This is a genomic window from Acidimicrobiales bacterium, assembly GCA_036378675.1.
Lineage (GTDB): Bacteria > Actinomycetota > Acidimicrobiia > Acidimicrobiales > Palsa-688 > DASUWA01.
The window spans coordinates 84,205-101,317 of the sequence record DASUWA010000051.1 but is presented as its reverse complement, the minus strand read 5'-3'; the positions used below and the strand labels follow the sequence as shown (position 1 = coordinate 101,317).

20 protein-coding genes are annotated in these 17,113 nt (G+C 64.4%); 9 read left to right on the top strand and 11 right to left on the bottom strand.

Annotated features, from left to right (window positions below):
* Nucleotides 1-305: 305 nt before the first annotated feature.
* The 3 genes from coxB to VFZ97_16270 are packed head-to-tail and all read left to right on the top strand — an operon-like array spanning nt 306 to nt 3,193.
* Nucleotides 306-1,034: a cytochrome c oxidase subunit II gene (coxB, locus tag VFZ97_16280; GenBank protein HEX6394991.1), complete on the top strand. Its 729-nt coding sequence runs from the start codon at nt 306-308 to the stop codon at nt 1,032-1,034.
* A 3-nt stretch (nt 1,035-1,037) separates the two neighbouring features.
* Complete coding sequence (gene ctaD / locus VFZ97_16275; protein ID HEX6394990.1) at nt 1,038-2,717, top strand: cytochrome c oxidase subunit I; 1,680 nt, start codon at nt 1,038-1,040, stop codon at nt 2,715-2,717.
* Nucleotides 2,717-3,193: a cytochrome c oxidase subunit 4 gene (locus tag VFZ97_16270; protein ID HEX6394989.1), complete on the top strand. Its 477-nt coding sequence runs from the start codon at nt 2,717-2,719 to the stop codon at nt 3,191-3,193. Before ctaD ends, VFZ97_16270 begins: the two co-directional genes overlap by 1 nt.
* 3 nt (nt 3,194-3,196) lie before the next feature.
* Here the strand turns inward: VFZ97_16270 and VFZ97_16265 are convergent, their stop codons facing one another.
* Entirely contained in the window at nt 3,197-3,523 is a 327-nt protein-coding gene (locus VFZ97_16265; GenBank protein HEX6394988.1) for a hypothetical protein, read from the bottom strand.
* A 99-nt stretch (nt 3,524-3,622) separates the two neighbouring features.
* On the opposite strand from VFZ97_16265, the gene VFZ97_16260 reads away from it, so the two are divergent.
* Together VFZ97_16260 and VFZ97_16255 are read left to right on the top strand one after the other, a co-directional pair.
* Nucleotides 3,623-4,213 (top strand): RNA polymerase sigma factor, encoded by a 591-nt coding sequence (locus VFZ97_16260; protein ID HEX6394987.1) that lies wholly within the window; start codon nt 3,623-3,625, stop codon nt 4,211-4,213.
* Nucleotides 4,210-4,848, top strand: coding sequence for a hypothetical protein (locus VFZ97_16255; protein HEX6394986.1), 639 nt, complete (start codon nt 4,210-4,212; stop codon nt 4,846-4,848). Before VFZ97_16260 ends, VFZ97_16255 begins: the two co-directional genes overlap by 4 nt.
* 46 nt (nt 4,849-4,894) lie before the next feature.
* On the opposite strand, the gene VFZ97_16250 is transcribed toward VFZ97_16255, so the two are convergent.
* Complete coding sequence (locus tag VFZ97_16250; protein HEX6394985.1) at nt 4,895-5,791, bottom strand: oxidoreductase; 897 nt, start codon at nt 5,789-5,791, stop codon at nt 4,895-4,897.
* Between the two features lie 150 nt (nt 5,792-5,941).
* Between VFZ97_16250 and VFZ97_16245 the strand changes: the two genes are divergently transcribed.
* Both VFZ97_16245 and VFZ97_16240 read left to right on the top strand, forming a co-directional pair.
* Entirely contained in the window at nt 5,942-7,036 is a 1,095-nt protein-coding gene (locus VFZ97_16245; GenBank protein HEX6394984.1) for a YbhN family protein, read from the top strand.
* Between the two features lie 50 nt (nt 7,037-7,086).
* Nucleotides 7,087-7,623 (top strand): hypothetical protein, encoded by a 537-nt coding sequence (locus VFZ97_16240; GenBank protein HEX6394983.1) that lies wholly within the window; start codon nt 7,087-7,089, stop codon nt 7,621-7,623.
* A gap of 44 nt (nt 7,624-7,667) precedes the next feature.
* Here the strand turns inward: VFZ97_16240 and VFZ97_16235 are convergent, their stop codons facing one another.
* The 4 genes from VFZ97_16235 to VFZ97_16220 are packed head-to-tail and all read right to left on the bottom strand — an operon-like array spanning nt 7,668 to nt 11,636.
* Nucleotides 7,668-9,185, bottom strand: coding sequence for a cytochrome bc complex cytochrome b subunit (locus tag VFZ97_16235; protein ID HEX6394982.1), 1,518 nt, complete (start codon nt 9,183-9,185; stop codon nt 7,668-7,670).
* Nucleotides 9,185-10,186, bottom strand: a complete 1,002-nt coding sequence (locus VFZ97_16230) for a Rieske 2Fe-2S domain-containing protein (protein HEX6394981.1) — start codon at nt 10,184-10,186, stop codon at nt 9,185-9,187. Before VFZ97_16230 ends, VFZ97_16235 begins: the two co-directional genes overlap by 1 nt.
* On the bottom strand, nt 10,183-11,013 hold the full coding sequence (locus tag VFZ97_16225; GenBank protein HEX6394980.1) for a c-type cytochrome: 831 nt from the start codon (nt 11,011-11,013) through the stop codon (nt 10,183-10,185). Before VFZ97_16225 ends, VFZ97_16230 begins: the two co-directional genes overlap by 4 nt.
* The gene (locus tag VFZ97_16220; protein HEX6394979.1) at nt 11,013-11,636 is read right to left on the bottom strand and encodes a heme-copper oxidase subunit III; all 624 of its coding nucleotides are present in this window, start codon (nt 11,634-11,636) and stop codon (nt 11,013-11,015) included. Before VFZ97_16220 ends, VFZ97_16225 begins: the two co-directional genes overlap by 1 nt.
* Nucleotides 11,637-11,703: 67 nt before the next feature.
* On the opposite strand from VFZ97_16220, the gene VFZ97_16215 reads away from it, so the two are divergent.
* Both VFZ97_16215 and ilvA read left to right on the top strand, forming a co-directional pair.
* Entirely contained in the window at nt 11,704-12,567 is an 864-nt protein-coding gene (locus VFZ97_16215) for a cytochrome c oxidase assembly protein (protein HEX6394978.1), read from the top strand.
* A 5-nt stretch (nt 12,568-12,572) separates the two neighbouring features.
* A complete protein-coding gene (ilvA, locus tag VFZ97_16210) occupies nt 12,573-13,790 on the top strand; it encodes a threonine ammonia-lyase (GenBank protein HEX6394977.1) in 1,218 nt (405 codons plus the stop codon).
* Here ilvA and truA read toward each other — a convergent pair.
* The 5 genes from truA to rpsK all read right to left on the bottom strand — a co-directional run bounded on the left by truA (nt 13,763) and on the right by rpsK (nt 17,031).
* Nucleotides 13,763-14,539, bottom strand: a complete 777-nt coding sequence (truA, locus tag VFZ97_16205) for a tRNA pseudouridine(38-40) synthase TruA (protein ID HEX6394976.1) — start codon at nt 14,537-14,539, stop codon at nt 13,763-13,765. The two genes, ilvA and truA, sit on opposite strands and share 28 nt — an antisense overlap.
* 93 nt (nt 14,540-14,632) lie before the next feature.
* Nucleotides 14,633-15,016 (bottom strand): 50S ribosomal protein L17, encoded by a 384-nt coding sequence (gene rplQ, locus VFZ97_16200; GenBank protein HEX6394975.1) that lies wholly within the window; start codon nt 15,014-15,016, stop codon nt 14,633-14,635.
* A gap of 1 nt (nt 15,017) precedes the next feature.
* Entirely contained in the window at nt 15,018-15,959 is a 942-nt protein-coding gene (locus VFZ97_16195) for a DNA-directed RNA polymerase subunit alpha (protein ID HEX6394974.1), read from the bottom strand.
* A 31-nt stretch (nt 15,960-15,990) separates the two neighbouring features.
* A complete protein-coding gene (gene rpsD / locus VFZ97_16190; GenBank protein ID HEX6394973.1) occupies nt 15,991-16,617 on the bottom strand; it encodes a 30S ribosomal protein S4 in 627 nt (208 codons plus the stop codon).
* A gap of 15 nt (nt 16,618-16,632) precedes the next feature.
* A complete protein-coding gene (rpsK, locus tag VFZ97_16185) occupies nt 16,633-17,031 on the bottom strand; it encodes a 30S ribosomal protein S11 (GenBank protein HEX6394972.1) in 399 nt (132 codons plus the stop codon).
* Between the last annotated feature and the right edge of the window lie 82 nt (nt 17,032-17,113).

Below are 17,113 nucleotides of genomic sequence, written 5' to 3'. Positions count from 1 at the left end.
GATGTCGGCGGGCTTCGGAGAGAATGTGCGCACGGGGCTCTGGGTCCTCACTAAATACGGAAAAAGGGCGGAACAGCTCGCGCAGGGGCGCGACGGGCCGACTCACCAGGATAGAGGCTCGGGAAGGCGACTGGCAATCGGGGTCCGGGCTGCGACATTGGCCCGGACGGGGCCCCATAACACCCATCCGGCCCCGTCCTCTGCGCAACGTGGGGACCCCAACCCCACGGCGGCCGTGCGCCCTTGATAACCATGTTCTCTCGGGTTGGTGCCGTCTGCCTGACCTGCTTATTGTTGCACCGGATATGGATCTAGCGACCCGTCTAGTCGGAAGCGACTTCGGCTCCCCTCACGGCGTGACCGACCAGAACCACTGGATGCGCCAGCTTTGGCACGTCAGCTTCTGGTTCGCCCTTCCGATCGCCCTGATCGTGGGGGGCGGGATCATCTGGTGCGTACTCCGCTACCGCGCCAAGCCCGACGACGAGCGACGGCCGTCGCAGTTCCAGTACCACATCCCCATCGAGGCGGCGTACACGATCGTCCCGTTGATCATCGTCGCGGTCATCTTCGGGTTCGCCTACAACGCCGAAAACAAAGTCGATGCCGTCAACAAGCAACCGGCCGTGAAGATCACCGTCGAGGGCTTCCAGTGGGGGTGGAGGTTCATCTACCCGAACGGGCACCAGGAGGTCGGCTCCGTCTCCAACGCTCTGGACATCAACTCGGAGGGCAACCTTCCGGTCCTGTACATGCCCGAGAACGAGACGGTCCAGGTGCACCTGGTGAGCGATGATGTGGTGCACACGTTCTATGTGAAGGAGTTCCTCTTCAACCGTGACCTCATCCCAGGGATCAACAACACAGTGGACTTCAACGTGAACCGCACCGGAACATTCGAGGGGCAGTGCAACAACATCTGCGGTCAGTACCACGCGTACATGCGATTCCTGGTCAAGGTGATGACGCCTGCGGACTATGAAGCGTGGTACGCACAACAGGTTCCGAACTCGATCACCACGGCAGGTGCGTAGAACGTGACGCTGTTAGAAGAACGCCCGCACGGAAGGCCGGTACCGGAAGAACCGGTGCTGATGGAGATCGTCCCTGGGCCCAGACCCCACGGGTTGGTCAAGTACATCACCAGCACCGATCACAAGCAGATCGGGCTCAACTACCTGGTGACGTCGTTCATCGGGTTCCTCTTCGCCGGGGGGCTGGCTCTCGGCATCCGGACCCAGCTGATCGTCCCGAACAACCATTTCGTGACCGAGAACGTGTTTAACCAGCTGTTCACGATGCACGGCACGATCATGCTGTTCGTCTTCCTGGGCCCGTTCGCGTTCGCCGGCCTCGGTAACTACTTCATCCCGTTGATGATCGGGGCGCCGGACATGGCGTTCCCGAGGTTCAACAACCTCTCCTACTGGCTGTACCTCGGCGGCTTCATCATGCTGGGTGCCGGGTTCCTGACCAACAACGGGGCGGCCAACTTCGGGTGGTTCGGCTACGCGCCAATAACCGAGGCGATCCACTCGCCGGGTCCCGGCGCCGATATGTGGATCGTCGGGGTTGCGTTGACCGGCTTCTCGGGGATCTTCACCGCTGTCAACATCATCACCACCATCTTCACCTTGCGCGCCCCAGGGATGGTCATGTTCCGCATGCCCATCTTCGTGTGGAACCAGATGGTGACCATGTTCCTCATCCTGCTCGCGTTCCCTGTTCTGACGGCCGCCTTCGCTCTTCTGTGGCTCGACCGGCACCTCGATACGCACTTCTACGATCCCAGGTTCGGGGGGCAGCCGATCCTCTGGCAGAACCTCTTCTGGTTCTTCGGCCACCCCGAGGTGTACATCCTCGCCCTCCCGTACTTCGGGATCGTCACCGAAGTTCTCGCGACCTTCTCGAAGAAACCCGTGTTCGGGTACAAGGGCATGATCGGCGCGACCCTGTCCATCGGCGCGCTCTCGATGGGCGTGTGGGCGCACCACATGTACACGACGGGTGCGGTCCTGCTGCCCTTCTTTGCGGCGCTCTCACTGCTCATCGCGGTTCCGACCGGGATCAAGTTCTTCAACTGGATCGGCACCATGTGGCGAGGAACCCTCACCATCAACACGGCGGTGCTGTTCGCCCTCGGGTTTCTCACCATGTTCCTGTTCGGCGGGATCACCGGGGTGATCCTCGCTCAGCCAGTCCTCGACTTCCAGCTCCACAACACTTACTTCATCGTGGCCCACTTCCACTACGTGATGTTCGGCGGCTCGGCGTTCGCCGGGTTCGCAGGCATCTACTACTGGTATCCGAAGATGACCGGGCGCAAGCTGGACGAACGCTGGGGCGTGGCCAGCTTCGTGCTGCTCTACATCGGCTTCAACCTCGCCTTCTTCCCACAGCACACCCTCGGACTTCGGGGCATGCCCCGCCGGATCGAGACCTACGACGGCCACCTCGGCTGGAACTTCCTGAACATGCTGTCCAGCATCGGCGCGTACATCGCCGGCCTGGGCGTGGCGGTGAGTGTCGTGAACTTCTTCGTCTCGTACCGCAAGGGCGAGATCGCCGGCGACAACCCGTGGGACGGGCAGACGCTCGAATGGGCGTGCTCGTCTCCGCCGCCCGACCACAACTTCGAGGCACTGCCGCCGATCCGCTCCGAGCGCCCGGTGTGGGACGCAAACCATCCCGACATGCTCACCAAGGTCGGTCACTGATGAAAGTCGAATCGAGGATCATCCTCGGTGCTGCGATCTTCCTCGGCGGCACCGGGGCGATCTACTGGGCGACGAAGAACAACCCGACCGAATCGTCGGGGGTCACCATGCTCATATTTGGCTTCGCCGCCTATTTCATGGTTTTCGGCTACCTGCTGCTGCAGTACATCCGCCGGCACCGGATCCCCCGGCCGGAGGATCGCTTCGACGCGAGTTACGCCGACCCTGATGCCGAGGGAGAGATCTCTTACTTCCCGTCCGCGTCGATCTGGCCCGCCGGAATGGGGCTCGGAGCTGTCATCGGGGCCATAGCGTTGATCTGGGGCCTGTGGTACCTCTTCGTTGGAGCGGTGATCTTCTTCGGAGCAGTCATCGGCTTCATGGTCGAATCGGACCACGAGGCCGACGCCGTCGAGCGCGCCGAGGAGCGGGTCCGGGAGATGGCCGCCGGCCACGAGGTAGCCCGCCCCGAGTAGGGGTCAGATCGTAACCCGCCCGCGTAACTGATTGCCGGTGGTCGGCCTTGGCCTCGGGCGTTGCATTGGCGCACGCGCCCGTTCCCGGAGGTCGACCACCGCCAATTTGCCCGGCAATTTGTCAGGCAATTTTTCGGGCAATCTTCGAGGGCCGATCTTGAGGAACCGAACAGGTTCGTGCTGCAGCTTGAAGCGATCCCACCGCGGTAGGCGTTCCGCGACCTCGATGACGACCGAGGCGGCGGTGAGGGCAAATCCCAGGCGCAATCTCTCGCACAGGGAAAGCGGGTGGTATTCCTCGTCGACTATCGCCAAGTGCCGAGTCTCCATGTCTCCTGTCCTCTCGTCAGATCTCTGACATGGGATACGGATCGGGTTACGACCCTCGGAAACCAATGTTGTAACCCCGGTGCGTATCAAGGTTCGACTATGGGATCTACATGTGCGTCCATTCCCGAGCCTGGAGCAGAATCTGAGCGCCCCAGAGGGAGAGCGCACCTGCACGTGCTTGACGAGGACATGTATGCCAATTGGGAATCGGTCTATCGAGACAATGTGGCACGCCTCTACAGGCTCATGTACGCCCGGGTCGGCAACCGCCAAGACGCTGAGGACCTGACCGCGGAGGCCTTTCGCGCCGCGCTCAAACCGTTGCGCTTGTCTGCCTCCAAGGGAGAGGTCCGCGCCTATCTGCTGCTTACCGCCCGGACCGTGTTGGCATCCCATTGGCGGCGAACCCTGGGCCAGCCGATGACCGTGGTCGATCTCGACTCTGACATCGTCTGGCTCTCGGATCCGTCGCCTGAATCCGGGCCGACGACCGACGCCGCGGAGCGGGCTCGGAAAATACTCTCAGCCCTGCCGGACCGTTACCGGCAGATCCTCGAGTTGAGATTTATTCAGGCATCCTCGATCAAGGAGGCGGCCGGCATCATGAACGTTTCTGTGAGCAACGCCAAGGTTCTTCAGCACAGGGCTCTTCAGATGGCAACAATCGTGGCGACGGAGATGGATTCATGACTTCGCGAGATCAACGCAAATATATCGATTCGTTGCTCGAGGGCCGCCAGCCATCCGGCTTTCGCGCCGACGCGGACGAAGCGCGGATCATCCGTACCGTGATCACCTTGCGTGGCGCTCGCGAGGACTCGGCTGAGCCACGTGAGGAATTCATGTCCGGGCTCTTTGATGAACTCGCCGCCGGTCGTCAGCACCCTGACGCGTCCGTCGTGCCGATCCGGCGGCCGAGACGAGCCGCGATCCTCTCCGCTGCGGCGGCGGTTCTCGTCGCGGGGACCTTCGGTGTTAGCGAGGCGGTAGATCAGAGCAGGTCGGCACCCGCTGCCGTATCGGTCAACGGGGGCGTCCATAGCTCGGCTCTTCTGGACGCCAGCCGTCGGGTGGTTGGTCAGATAAACCTTTACGGTGGCAGTCCTTCCTGGGTCTTCATGAACCTGCACGAGCCGGGAAGTGACGGAACCGCGGTTTGCCAGCTCAGGGGTGCCAACGGGGGCATTGAGTTGACCGGCTCGTTCCAAGTCACGGGCGGCGAGGGGCAGTGGGCTCGAACGATCAACGACAACCTCAGTCGGATAAGGTCCGCGCAGATCGTCACCTCGACCGGCACCACCCTCGCTACCGCCACGTTCTCCTAAACCGATAAAAGCAGGACCGGAGTCGGTCCGCCGTATCGATCTGTCGTCAGACAAGTGAGAGGCGGCGAACGGCTTCCGAGTCAAGGTGGATTTCCGAAACTGCGAGATTTTGGCGCAAGTGGCCCAACGACGACGTTCCGGGGATGAGCAGGACGTTCGGAGAGGCCTGCAGCGTCCACGCGAGTGCGACTTGAGCGGGCGTGATGCGCAACCGTGCAGCTTGACGGACCACCTCGCGCTGACCGAGGACGGACCCGAGACCCGAGCCGTCAGAACCGAGCGGCGAGGACGGAACGAACGCGATCTTTCGTCGGGTGCACTCCTCCAGCTGCGGCTGGGAGTGGCGGTTTCCCAGGTGGAATGCGTTCTGAACGCAGGCGACGTCGGTGAACCGCAGGGCGTGGAGCAACCGTGCGAGGGTTACGTTGCTCAGACCGAACGATTTCACCAAACCGTCGTCACGGGCTGTGACCATCGCCTCGAGCTGATCGTCGAAGAAGCAGTCTGGCTCACCTGCCCGCATGATCCTGAGATTGACGATTGGGAGCGTGCCCACGCCGAGTGCTCGTAGGTTCTCTTCGATGCTGCAACGCAACTGCTTCGGTTGATCATCGATGAGGAATCCACCATGGCGGTCCCGCCGCGCACCGACCTTGCTCACAAGAACCAGGTCGTCAGGGTAAGGGTAGAGGGCATCGCGAATTAGCTCGTTCACTATCTCCGGGCCGTAGAACTGGGCGGTGTCGATGTGATCAACCCCGCTGTATACAGCCTCGCGAAGTACGGCGAGCGCCCGTACGCGATCGCCGGGTTGCCCGAACGCGTTCGGCCCCGCCAGCCGCATCGCACCGAAGCCGACAGGTGCAACCGAGAACGGGCCCAAGGCGCGCCTGGCTCCAGCGACGTTCGACTGGTCGGTCAATGCCGGCCGAGACTTACTCACGCTGTTCTCATCGTCGGGCGCTCCTCGATCGATTGACTGTGAGGGAATACCGCGCCGAGTTACGGGACCGGTGATCGACCCTCGGTCACGACCGGTCGCGGAATCGTGAGGGCGGCGGGCCGCGTATCCCACGCTCGTATCAACCAGTCGTTGACGGCAACCATCGAAGAATCGGTACATGCGGCTCCCGTCCTCGAGGCACCCGACAAGGAAGGCAGTCCGGCAAAACGCCGCACTCGGGATAGTCTCGGTCGACGAAGGCGTATTCGGACGGGATTGCTCCTCGCGACCGCCCTGCCTCCTGTCGTCCTGGTGATCAACCAGCGCGCGGCGCTCGAAATGGCGTTAGGTGTCCTTGGACGTCTCGACTGGGTTTGGATCCCATTGGGCCTGACGTTCGAGGCGATCTCGTTCATGATGGTCGCTCGAGGGCAACGCCGGCTGTTCGGCAGGCACGCGACCGGTTGGAGACTTGGCCCCTTCGTCCGGACCGCACTCGTGTCGAATGCGTTATCGACCTCGATACCTCTCGCGGGACCACAGGCGGGAGCGGTTTACAGCTTCAGACGCTTTAGAGGGCTGGGTGCCGAGCCGATGGCCGCGGGTTGGGCGCTCACGGCCGGCGGCACGATCTCCTCGCTCGCGGCGGCGCTTCTACTGTTGCTCGGAGCGCTGCTCAGCGGGAGCTCGGCCGCAGCGGTAGGGGCGGTATTCGGTGGTGCCGCGTCGGCAGTCGTACTGGTCTTGGCGTTAGCGGCGCGAGGACACGCCGGTCGGGACAGGTTGAGCCGTATCGCGGTCGCCGTGCTGACGGCGACCCGAAGGTTGAGCGGACGTCCCACGACGGACCCGTCGATATTGGCGCGCCGGCACATTTGCGCCCTCGAGGCGATGAAGCTGTCGACAAACGACTGGGTACTCGCCTCTGCGGCAGCGTTGCTCAATTGGCTCGCCGACATAGCGGTCTTCGCGGTCAGCATCGCTGCGGTGGGTGCGTCGATCCCGTGGCGGGGGCTGCTCCTCGCCTATGGCTTAGGCGAGGCAGTGGGGATCGTCGGCTTCACCCCAGGCGGGGTTGGAATCGTAGAAGCGGCGATGGCCGGATCGCTGATGGCGGCGGGGGTTCATCACCCCGCCGCCCTGGCGTCTGTTCTGCTCTACCGGTTGATCAGCCTCTGGTTGGTCACGTCCGCGGGATGGCTTACGTACGTCCACGAACTGCGCGCCCGGGCCAAGGCGCTTTGACGTAACCCGGCGTCGTATCGGTCTAGCGAGAAGAAAGCTCGGAGGTAATCGTGAGAAATCCCAAGCTGCTTATTGCCGGTGTGATCGGACTCGCCGCTGCCGGTGGCGGAATAGCCGCCGCGTCGAGCGGTTCGGCGTCACCCGCGCGCACGTCCCCAGCGGCTCAGGCAGCACCCCCTCAGGTGACACCAGCGCCAGGTTCGTCGACGGTCAACGTCGCCACGGAATCGGTCAACGGCAAGACGGAGCCCATTCTCGTCACCGCTCAGGGCCTTCCGCTCTACACCTACCCAGGGGACACATCGACCCGGTCAGCAGTAACGGGAGGGCTCGCCGCAGTGTGGCCGCCGCTGATTTCCACCGCGCCGACCGAAAGCGGAGCGACGGGACTGGTGAAGGCAGTCGTGACGTCGAACGGATCACAAGTCCAGTACAACGGACACTTCCTGTACACGTTCGTGTCAGACTCCCCCGGACACGTGACCGGCCAGGGTGTCCAGAACTTCTTCGTCGCGACGCCTTCGGGCACGTCAGCCCCTGCATCTGTCCCGCCCAAGGCTGCTCCTAGCTACTCGTATGGATACTGAGACGTCGACGCGTGACCCCGCGGGATCCGAACGCGGCGTGAGCGTTAAGACCCGGCGACCGTCTCTTCGGCTGGAGCCGGAGCTTCCTCCTTGTGCCCGTTGCCGTGTCCATTGCCTGCCCCGTCTTCGTGCCCGTCGTGGGCTATATGGATATCGCCGAGCGTGTGGTAGGCGCCGGTGGCGTCACGGGTGATGATCCCGCCGACCGGTTTCTGGATCGGGTGCGCGTCGGTCCGCTGGAGGGCCTGACACGCCTTGTAGGCGATCGCGAACCCCGCGATCGGGCCGAGGATTGCTCCGTACTGGAGGATCTCGATCAGCCGCTCGAACGCTATGTGGGTATTGTTGGCGATCAGGTCGGTGGCTGTGGCAAGAGTGAGATCCAGGAAGAATATGATCGCTGCAACGCCGACACCGGTCCGGAACGGTTTGTCGCGCGGCCGGTCGAGAAGGTTGTGCGGACCGTAGTCGTTGTAGATCTTCTTGTCGATCCACGGCCACACGTACATCAACGTGAACACGATTCCCGGTATGAGAAGCCCGGGGAACACCGGGTTGGCGATCTCGTGCCCGAACGAGCGGAACTCCCAGTGCGGCCAGAGCCGCACCGATCCGTCGAGCCATCCCACGTACCAGTCAGGCTGGGACCCCGCCGTGACCGTGTAGGGGGTGTAGGGGCCGTAGAGCCAGATCGGGTTGATCTGGACCAGGCCCGCAAGCAGGAAGGTGACCCCGGCAACCATCGTCGCCAGACCCGTGGCCTTCATCGTGTACTGCGGCCAGATCCGGCTCCCCTTGATGTTCGTCTCGGTCTTGCCCGGACCGGGGAAATCGCTGTGCTTCTGTCTCCAGAGGATCATCAGGTGGGCGGTCAGGAGCCCGACTATGAGCGCGGGGAAGAGGAACTCATGCACGATGAACAGCCTCGTGATGAAGATGTCGCCCGGGTAGCGGCCGTTCCAGAAGAGGTAGGCCAGCCACGTGCCGATGAACGGGATCCCCTCGATGATCGAGTAGATAACCCGGATTCCAGTTCCCGAGAGCAGGTCGTCGGGAAGGGAGTACCCGGTGAAACCCTCGAGCATGACGGTCAGCCACAGAGTGAGCCCGATTACCCAGTTGATCTCACGCGGCTTGCGGAAGGCACCGGTAAAGAAGACCCTGCACAAGTGGAACACGACGGCGGCCAGGAAGATGAGAGCCGCCCAGTGATGGGCCTGTCGGATCACCAGGCCGAAGCGCACGTTGAACGAGATGTTCAGCACCGACTGGTAGGCCTCGCTCATGTGCTGGCCGACGAGAGGGTGGTAGGTGCCGGCGTACACGACGTCCTTCTGTGAGGGGACGAAGAAGAAGGTGAGGTAAACGCCTGTCGCGATCAAGACGATCAGCGAATCCATCGCGACCTCGCCGACCATGAACGACCAGTGATCCGGGAAGATCTTGTCGAGGACGCTCGTCAGAAAACGTGACGAGCCGAACCTCTCATCGACGGTGTCGAAGCCGGACTTCCCGAGGGAAAAGCGCTTTTGCGCCGCTGCACGTTCCTGGGTGGTGCTCATTACTTGCGGGTCCAGAAGCCGGGTCCGACCGGCTCGTGGTAGTCGCTCTGGGATACAAGGTAGCCGTCGCTGTCGACCGCGAGCGGCAGTTGCGGGAGAGACCGTGACGCCGGGCCGAACACGGGGTTGCAGTCGGAGAGGACGTCGAAGGTTGACTGGTGGCAGGGGCAGACGAGCTGGCGGGTCTCGGTGTTGTAGAGGCTCGCCGGGCAGCCAGCGTGGGTGCAGATCTTCGAGAAAGCGACCAGGCCACCGATGTTCCAACCCACTCGCTCGGGCGGAACCTTGAACGGCGCGTTACCGATGTTGATGAGGAGCGTCGGGCTGAGCGCGTCGTCGATGTTGCCGTTCGGGAAGACGGTCATGATCCCGTTCACGGGCAGCTGATCCGGCCGGACGGGCATGCCGTCTTCAGAGGTGAGCCGCACGCCGGGTCCCCACTTGGTGTGTAGCAAGTCGTCCTTGGGCCTGGGGCCCAGCGAGAGGAGCGGGGAGAGGGCGGCAATGCCCAACGCACCTCCCACAGCGCCGAGCATCTTGAAGAGGAACGGGCGGCGGGCGATCGGCTCGATGCCCCGGGACAACGACTCTGCCACCGCCACCCGATCGCCCTCCGGCGACACGTGGTGGTGTCCTCGGCTGGCGATAACCTCCCGGTTGGGCAGGAGGTCCCGTCCCCAGAGGACGAAACCGACGCCGAGGCCGAGGAAGGCCGTCGCCCACAGGACGCCCTCTGCCTGGGCCTGCCCGCCGACGGCGTACACCCACGCCAGGCCGACGGACGCGAGGAGGGTGAGGGTCCAGCAGAACGCGATTTTCCGCTCGGCGCGGCGAGCGGCGCGCGGGTCGTCCTCGAAGCGCCAGTGGCTGTCGTCCTGCCCCCTCGGGACGTCCTCTGGCCACGGGTCGCCCGGGTCGATCCCGAAGTGCCGCGGGTCGTCCTGCACCGGGGGGTCGGCGTCGCGGCCTGCAGAGGCCGAGTGCTCTTCAGTCGTGGTCATCCTCTGGTCCCGATCATGCGCACGGCGAACAGTAGAACGAAAAATCCGAACAGGATGCCCACGAACCCCTCGGCAACAGGCCCGAAGTGGGTGATGCCAAGGCCACCGGGATTCGAAGGTTGGTGCAGGTACTGGACGTACTGGGCTATCGCCGAAACCTGGTGGTCCGAGAGTTCGTTGGGTCCGATCACGGGCATCGGCGGTGGCCCGATCCGCATTGCCTCCGCAGCCTGAACCTTGTTGGCGTTGTGCAGGCTGGGGATGACGTTGCCCTTGGACAGCATCCCGCCCGAGCCGGCCGCCTGGTGGCACTGCGCGCAGTTGATGGCGAAAAGCTGTTGCCCCTCTGTCAGAGTGACGCACCCGGGTGCGGGCGTCGCCGTGGGGCAGCGAGGCAGGACGGTCGGGATGTCGGGCCCCGCTGGAGGCTGGTCGGTTATGACCGGGAGAGCGGCTATATAGGCGTTGAGCTGTCCTATCTGCGTCGGGTTGAAGAATGGGTGGTGTCGCAGCGGTTCGTTGCCGGGATCGTTGAGCGGCATGCGACCCGTGGTCAGATAGAAGTCTGCCGCGGCCGCACCGACGTTGACCAGAACCGGCGCGCCCGGCACACCGCCTTCGCCTTGGGGGCCGTGGCAACTCTGGCAATGCTGAACGTAGAGGACCTGTCCGGCGGCGATGTCGGCGGGGTTGGTGCTCACCTGCATCGGCTGGCCGTGCGCGGACCCACCACTCACGAACAGCAAGGAGCAAGCCAGCATCCCGAGCCCTACGAGGGCGAGCGGTACGGCCAGACGGCGGCGAGTTTCGTGGTTCAGGTTCGGCATCACTTGAGAACGAAGATCACTAGGAACAGGGCGATCCACACCACGTCGACGAAGTGCCAGTAGTAGGACAGGAACTCGATTGGCGGGAGGGTTCTGTGGCCGAAACGGCTGGTCTTCAGCACTCTGAATCCCATCAAGATCATGCCGATGAGGCCACCCGCGACGTGGAGGAAGTGGAAACCGGTGAGGGTGTAGAAGGCGGAGCTGTACGCGTCGTGACTGATCGCGAACGGGCGGCCGAGGTAGTCGGAGATCTGCATCCCCTCGAACAGGCCGCCGAGAACGAAGGTGAGCACGAGCCAACCAAGAAAACCCCAGCGCGAACCCTGAATTGCTCGGTGCACGCCGTACTGCATCGTGAACGACGAGAGCACCAGCAGGATGGTGGCGACCAGAACGGGGGGGACGTCCAGGGTGTCGCCCGTCGGAGGCCACGGGTGGGTGTCCGACCGCAGGCTGAAGTAGGCCGCAAACAGCCCGGAGAAGAACATCAACTCCGAGGCCAGCCACACCATCACACCGACGTTGAGAAGGGCTGGCCGGTAGCTGGCTGGATCAACAGGTCTGATCGCCGGCGACGGGGCGATGGTCGCGGCGCCGCCTGTGGTCGAGATCGCAGTCACTGGGCCATATTTCTACACAACGCCGCCGCCGGTAGCCCAATCCAGCGCAGAGGTATCGTGGGGGCGCATGACGCCGCTGCAGGTCCTGACCCAGGCGAGCTTCGAGCCCATTCCGACGGCTCTCATATGCCTCTCGGTCGCCTGGTACGTGTGGTCGGTCAGGCGGCTGGCGCAGAGGGGCAGGAAGTGGCCTGTGGGCCGCACAGCGGCGTTCGTGTCAGGTGAGTTCCTCCTGGCGCTTGCCCTGGTGTCCGGGATCAGCGCCCACGACGAGAACTTCACGGTTCACACCATCCAGCACATCGCCATCGGGATGCTCGCGCCGGTGTTCCTCGCCCTCTCCGCCCCGATAACGCTCGCCCTCCAGGCCAGCCCGCGTCCGGTCCAAACCAGCATCATCAAGGTGCTCCACAGCCCGGTTGGGCGGCTGATCTCCAACCCGGTGTTCGCGTGGGCGTTCTACGGGGTGTCGCTCTTCGGGCTGTATTTCACGAGTCTCTACGCGATCACGCTCCGTAACGGCACAGTCCACAACCTCGTTCACCTGCATCTCCTGGTGGCGGGGTCCATCTTCTGGTGGCCGGCCGTGGCGGTCGACCCGCTCCCCAAACGGATGAGCTACGGCGTGCGCATCGGATACCTCCTCCTCGCCCTCCCGTTCCACACCATCCTCGGCATGGCGCTCGACAGTCAGACGACGCCGATCACGCCTACGACGCCGCTGTCCCAGTTGCACATGGGCGGTGGGCTGATGTGGGTCTCAGGCGAGATGCTCGGGCTGGTCGGCACGCTGGCGGTTCTGGTGCAGTGGTTCCGAGCCGACGAGAGGGCCGCCAAGCGCATCGACCGCGCATCCGAGGAAACAGCGGCGAAGCAGCTGGCCTACTGGAGGGCCACACGCGAGGCGGCGGCGAAGGCCGTCTCCAACTAAAGGTCTTGATCGGCCTCGACGACCTCCTCGCAGCCCGGGACCGGGTGAAGAAGGTGATCCGACCGACGCCGGTCGACAGGCCGGAGTCCTTGTCGAAGCTCGCGGGACGACCGGTGCTACTCAAACCGGAGCACCAGCAACGCACCGGCTCGTTCAAGATCCGTGGCGCGTACAACCGGATAGCCCAACTCCCCCTGGGCGTCCCGGTAGTTACCGCCTCCGCGGGAAACCACGCCCAGGGTGTCGCCCTTGCAGCGTCGCTCACCGGCCGCAAGGCGACGATCTTCATGCCGCGGAACGCGGCTTTACCGAAGGTCACCGCCACCCGCGACTACGGCGCGAACGTGAGGCTCGAAGGAGAGGTCGTCGATGATTGCATCGCTCTCGCCAAGTCCTTCGCCGGCGAGACCGGAGCCGTCTACGTCCCACCCTTCGACGATCCCGATGTCATCGCCGGGCAGGGAACCGTCGGGCTCGAGGTGCTCGAAGAGGCTCCCGAAGCCGAGGTGGTCGTGGTCCCAGTCGGCGGCGGCGGTCTGATCGGAGGGATCGGCGCGGCTGTCGCGTTGAGCCCACCCCCGGCTGGTTCCTCGCGCCCGCCGCGGGTCGTGGGCGTCGAGGCCGCCGGTGCGCCGACCCTCACCGAAGCACTCGCGGCGGGCCGCCCGGTGACCCTCGATCGCCTGGCGACCATGGCCGATGGGATCTCGGTGGCCTGTTGCAGCGATCTGACCCTGTCGCTTTCCGAACGGTTCGTCGACGAGATCGTCACCGTCGACGAGGAGGAGATAAGCCAAGCGATGCTGCTGCTCGTCGAGCGCGCCAAGGCGGTCGTAGAACCGTCGGGCGCGGCGTCTCTCGCAGCGATAATGAACGGCCACGTGCGTGGCTCCGGTCCAGCTGTCGCGATTCTTTCCGGCGGAAACGTCGATCCTCTGCTTTTGACCAAGCTCATCGAACATGGTCTCGCCTCCGCCGGGCGATACCTCACGTTGAGGGTCGTGATGGCCGACCGCGTCGGAGCTCTGGCTGCGTTCACCACGCAGCTGGCCGCGCTGGGTCTGAACGTTCTGGACGTCGAGCATCACCGGAGCGGAAGGGCACTGGCGGTGTCAGAGGTCGAAGTCCAAGTAACCGTGGAAACAAGGGACTTCGCCCACCACGCCGAAGTGGTCGCGGCGCTGACCGCCTCCGGCTACCGGGTAGTCGAACCGGTGGACTGAACCAAGCCGTTCTGGGCGGCCGCGTTGTAAGTGACGTCTCGGAGGCACAGCCCGTGCGGCGGGGCAATCTGCCCGGCGGTCTGCCTCGAGTGGGACCGAAGGATGAAGGTCATGTCGCCCGCCCTCTTTTTCCCAAGCCCAACATCGACGAGGGTGCCGACGAGGCTGCGCACCATCTGATGACAGAACGCGGAGGCCTCGATCTCGAAACGCAACATCGAGTCCCCGAGGTCGACCCAACGCGCATCGCGAACCCGCCTGATCAGCGATGGGTCCTGCACTGGCGGCCGCCGGCAGAACGAGGAGAAGTCGTGCTCGCCGATGAGCGGATCGCAGGCGAGCCGCATCGCCGCCAGATCCAGGCGATCGGGCACGTGCCACGCAGTCCGCGCCGAAAACGGATCCGCCACCGCGTCATTCCGCACCGTGTACCAGTAAGTGCGTCCGGTTGCCCACCGCCGTGCGTCGAAGCCCTCCGGCGCGACCGAGACTTCTCGGATCACGATCGCGGGTCGGAGCGCCCGGTTGAGCGAACGCTGCAGCGCTGCCGGATCTGCATCGGCGCGCGCCTCGAAGCTGACGACCTGCCCCCACGCGTGCACCCCGGCGTCGGTACGTCCCGCACAGGTCAGCTCGACAGTGTGGCGCAAGGTGCGTTCCAACGCGCCGCAGATCGCGCCGGCGATGGTCGGCACGCCCGGCTGCAGCGCGAAGCCGCGGAAATCGCCCCCGTCGTAGGCGAGGACCATCCGCAGGCGAACCGTCGGAGCCTCGCTAACAGACGTTGCGGCTGCCGGTCCGGCGTCGTCGGAAAAAAGGGTCAGGGCGGCGCCCCCGCCGTCCTACTGGACGAACTCGATGCGCGCCATGGGAGCGTTGTCCCCGTGACGCGGGCCCAGCTTGAGTATCCGCGTGTACCCGCCGGCGCGGTCGGCGTAACGGGGGCCGATCTCGCTGAACAGCTTGTGGGCCATGTCCTTGTCGCGGATGAACGCGACAACTTGCCGTTGAAGGTGCACCGCGCGATCCGAGTCGGCGTTGGCTTTTTTCGCTTTGGTGACGCACTTCTCCACTACTGGCCGCAGGGCCTTCGCCTTCGCCTCCGTGGTGACGATCGCCTCGGCCGCGATGAGCGACGCGACCAGGTTTCCCATCATCGCCTTCTGGTGCTCGGAGTCGCCGCCGAAGCGCGGTCCCTTGCGCGGACGACCGGGGAGCGTCGCCATGTCAGGCGCCCTTGGTGCGCAGGGACAGGCCCCGCTCATCCAGCTTCTGGATCACCTCGTCCAGCGACTTCTGACCGAAGTTGGTGATGGCCAGCAGGTCCTCTTCGGTCTTCTGCACCAACTCGCCGACCGTGTTGATCTGAGCGCGCTTCAAGCAGTTGCGCGGACGCTCGGAAAGGTCGAGCTCCTCGATCAGCAGGTCGAGGTCCGGTGAGCCGCTGGTGACCGAGCCGACATCGCCTAGCTCGAGGCCTTGAGGGCTGTCGCTCATCTCCGCGACGAGTGCAACGAGTGAACGAAGCGTGTCGCCGGCGGAGGCAAGCGCCTCGCGCGGGGAGATCGATCCGTCGGTGGTGATGTCGAGCACGAGCCGGTCGTAGTTGGTCGACTGCTCGACCCTGGTCGGCTCCACCGAAAACGCAGCCACCCTGATCGGCGAGAAGATCGAGTCGACGGGGATGACGCCGATGGTCGACGACTTCTTGTTCCGATCGGCCGAGACGTAACCCCTTCCGCGCTCGACGGTGATGTCAGCGGCGAGCCGTCCCTTCGAGTTGACGGTGGCGATCACTAGGTCCGGGTTGAGGACTTCGACGTCGGCGGTCGTGATGATGTCGCCGGCGGTGACGGTCGCCGGACCGCGCACGTCGAGGCGGAGGGTTACCGACTCGTCGGTCTCGACCCGCAGGACCACGTCCTTCAGGTTGAGGATGATATCGGTGACGTCCTCCTTCACACCCGGCAGGGTGGTGAACTCGTGGAGCGCCTCGTCGAAACGAACCTGGGTCACCGCCGCGCCGGGAATCGAGGACAGCAGGGTGCGGCGAAGTGCGACACCGAGGGTGTGTCCGAAGCCCGGCTCGAGCGGTCCGATCGAGAACCGCTGGCGGTTCCCCTCCTGCTCGCCTAGAGCTTCTACGTTGGGGCGTTGGATGATCAGCATGTTGTCCTGTGCTTCCTGCTTGTTTGCTGGACTACTTGGAGTAGAGCTCGACGATCAGCGACTCGCGCACCGGAACGTCGATGTGCTCCCGCAGAGGGTTGTCTAGGACCGTCACCTGCATCCCGTTTTCCCCGGTCTCCAGCCAGGGCGGAACGGTCCGGTCGAGGGTGTCGAGGTTGTGGCGGACGATGATCATCGAGCGCGCCTTGTCCTTGAGCGAAACGACATCGCCCTTGCGCAACCGGTAGCTCGGGATGGTGACCCGCTTGCCGTTCACAAGCACGTGCCCGTGGCGGACCAGCTGGCGCGCCTGCGAACGGCTTGCGCCCCACCCTGCGCGGAAGGAGACGTTGTCCAGGCGCATCTCGAGCATCCGGAGCAGGTTCTCGCCGGTGATTCCCTGCTGACGGTTGGCTTCCTCGTAGAGGTTCTTGAATTGCTTTTCCAGGAGCCCGTAGATCCGCCGGGCCTTCTGCTTTTCCCGGAGCTGGGTCAGGTACTCCGACCCTTGCCGCATGCGGTCCCGCCCGTGCTCTCCCGGCGGGTACGGCCGGCGCTCGATCGGGCACTTCATCGAGTCGCACTTGGGCCCCTTGAGGAAGAGCTTCATCTTCTCCCGCCGGCAAAGGCGGCAAACCGGTCCCGTGTACCGAGCCATCAGACGCTCGCCTCCCTAGACACGGCGGCGCTTCTTGGGGCGGGTGCCGTTGTGGGGAATCGGGGTGATGTCCTTGATGCCGGCGACCTCGATACCGGTGTTCATGAGGGACCGGATGGCGGTCTCACGGCCCGAGCCGGGACCCTTGACCAGGACCTCGACCTTTCGGACTCCATGCTCCATTGCCCGCCTGGCGCAAGCCTCGGCCGCAAGCTGGGCCGCGAAAGGAGTGGACTTGCGGGAACCCTTGTAGCCGACGTTGCCGGCGGACGCCCAGGCGAGGACGTTGCCTTCGGGGTCGCTGATCGAGACGATGGTGTTGTTGAACGAGCTCTTGATGTGCGCCACCCCGTAGGTGACGTTCTTACGCTCTCGGCGTCGGGGGCGGCGCCCGCCCGGCTTCGGCTTTGCCATTTTCTCCTAGGGCTGTTCTTTCATCTGGCTTTCGGGGGAAACCCCGCCGGGGCGCCGGCTCGAAAGTCGGCGACGCCTCCAA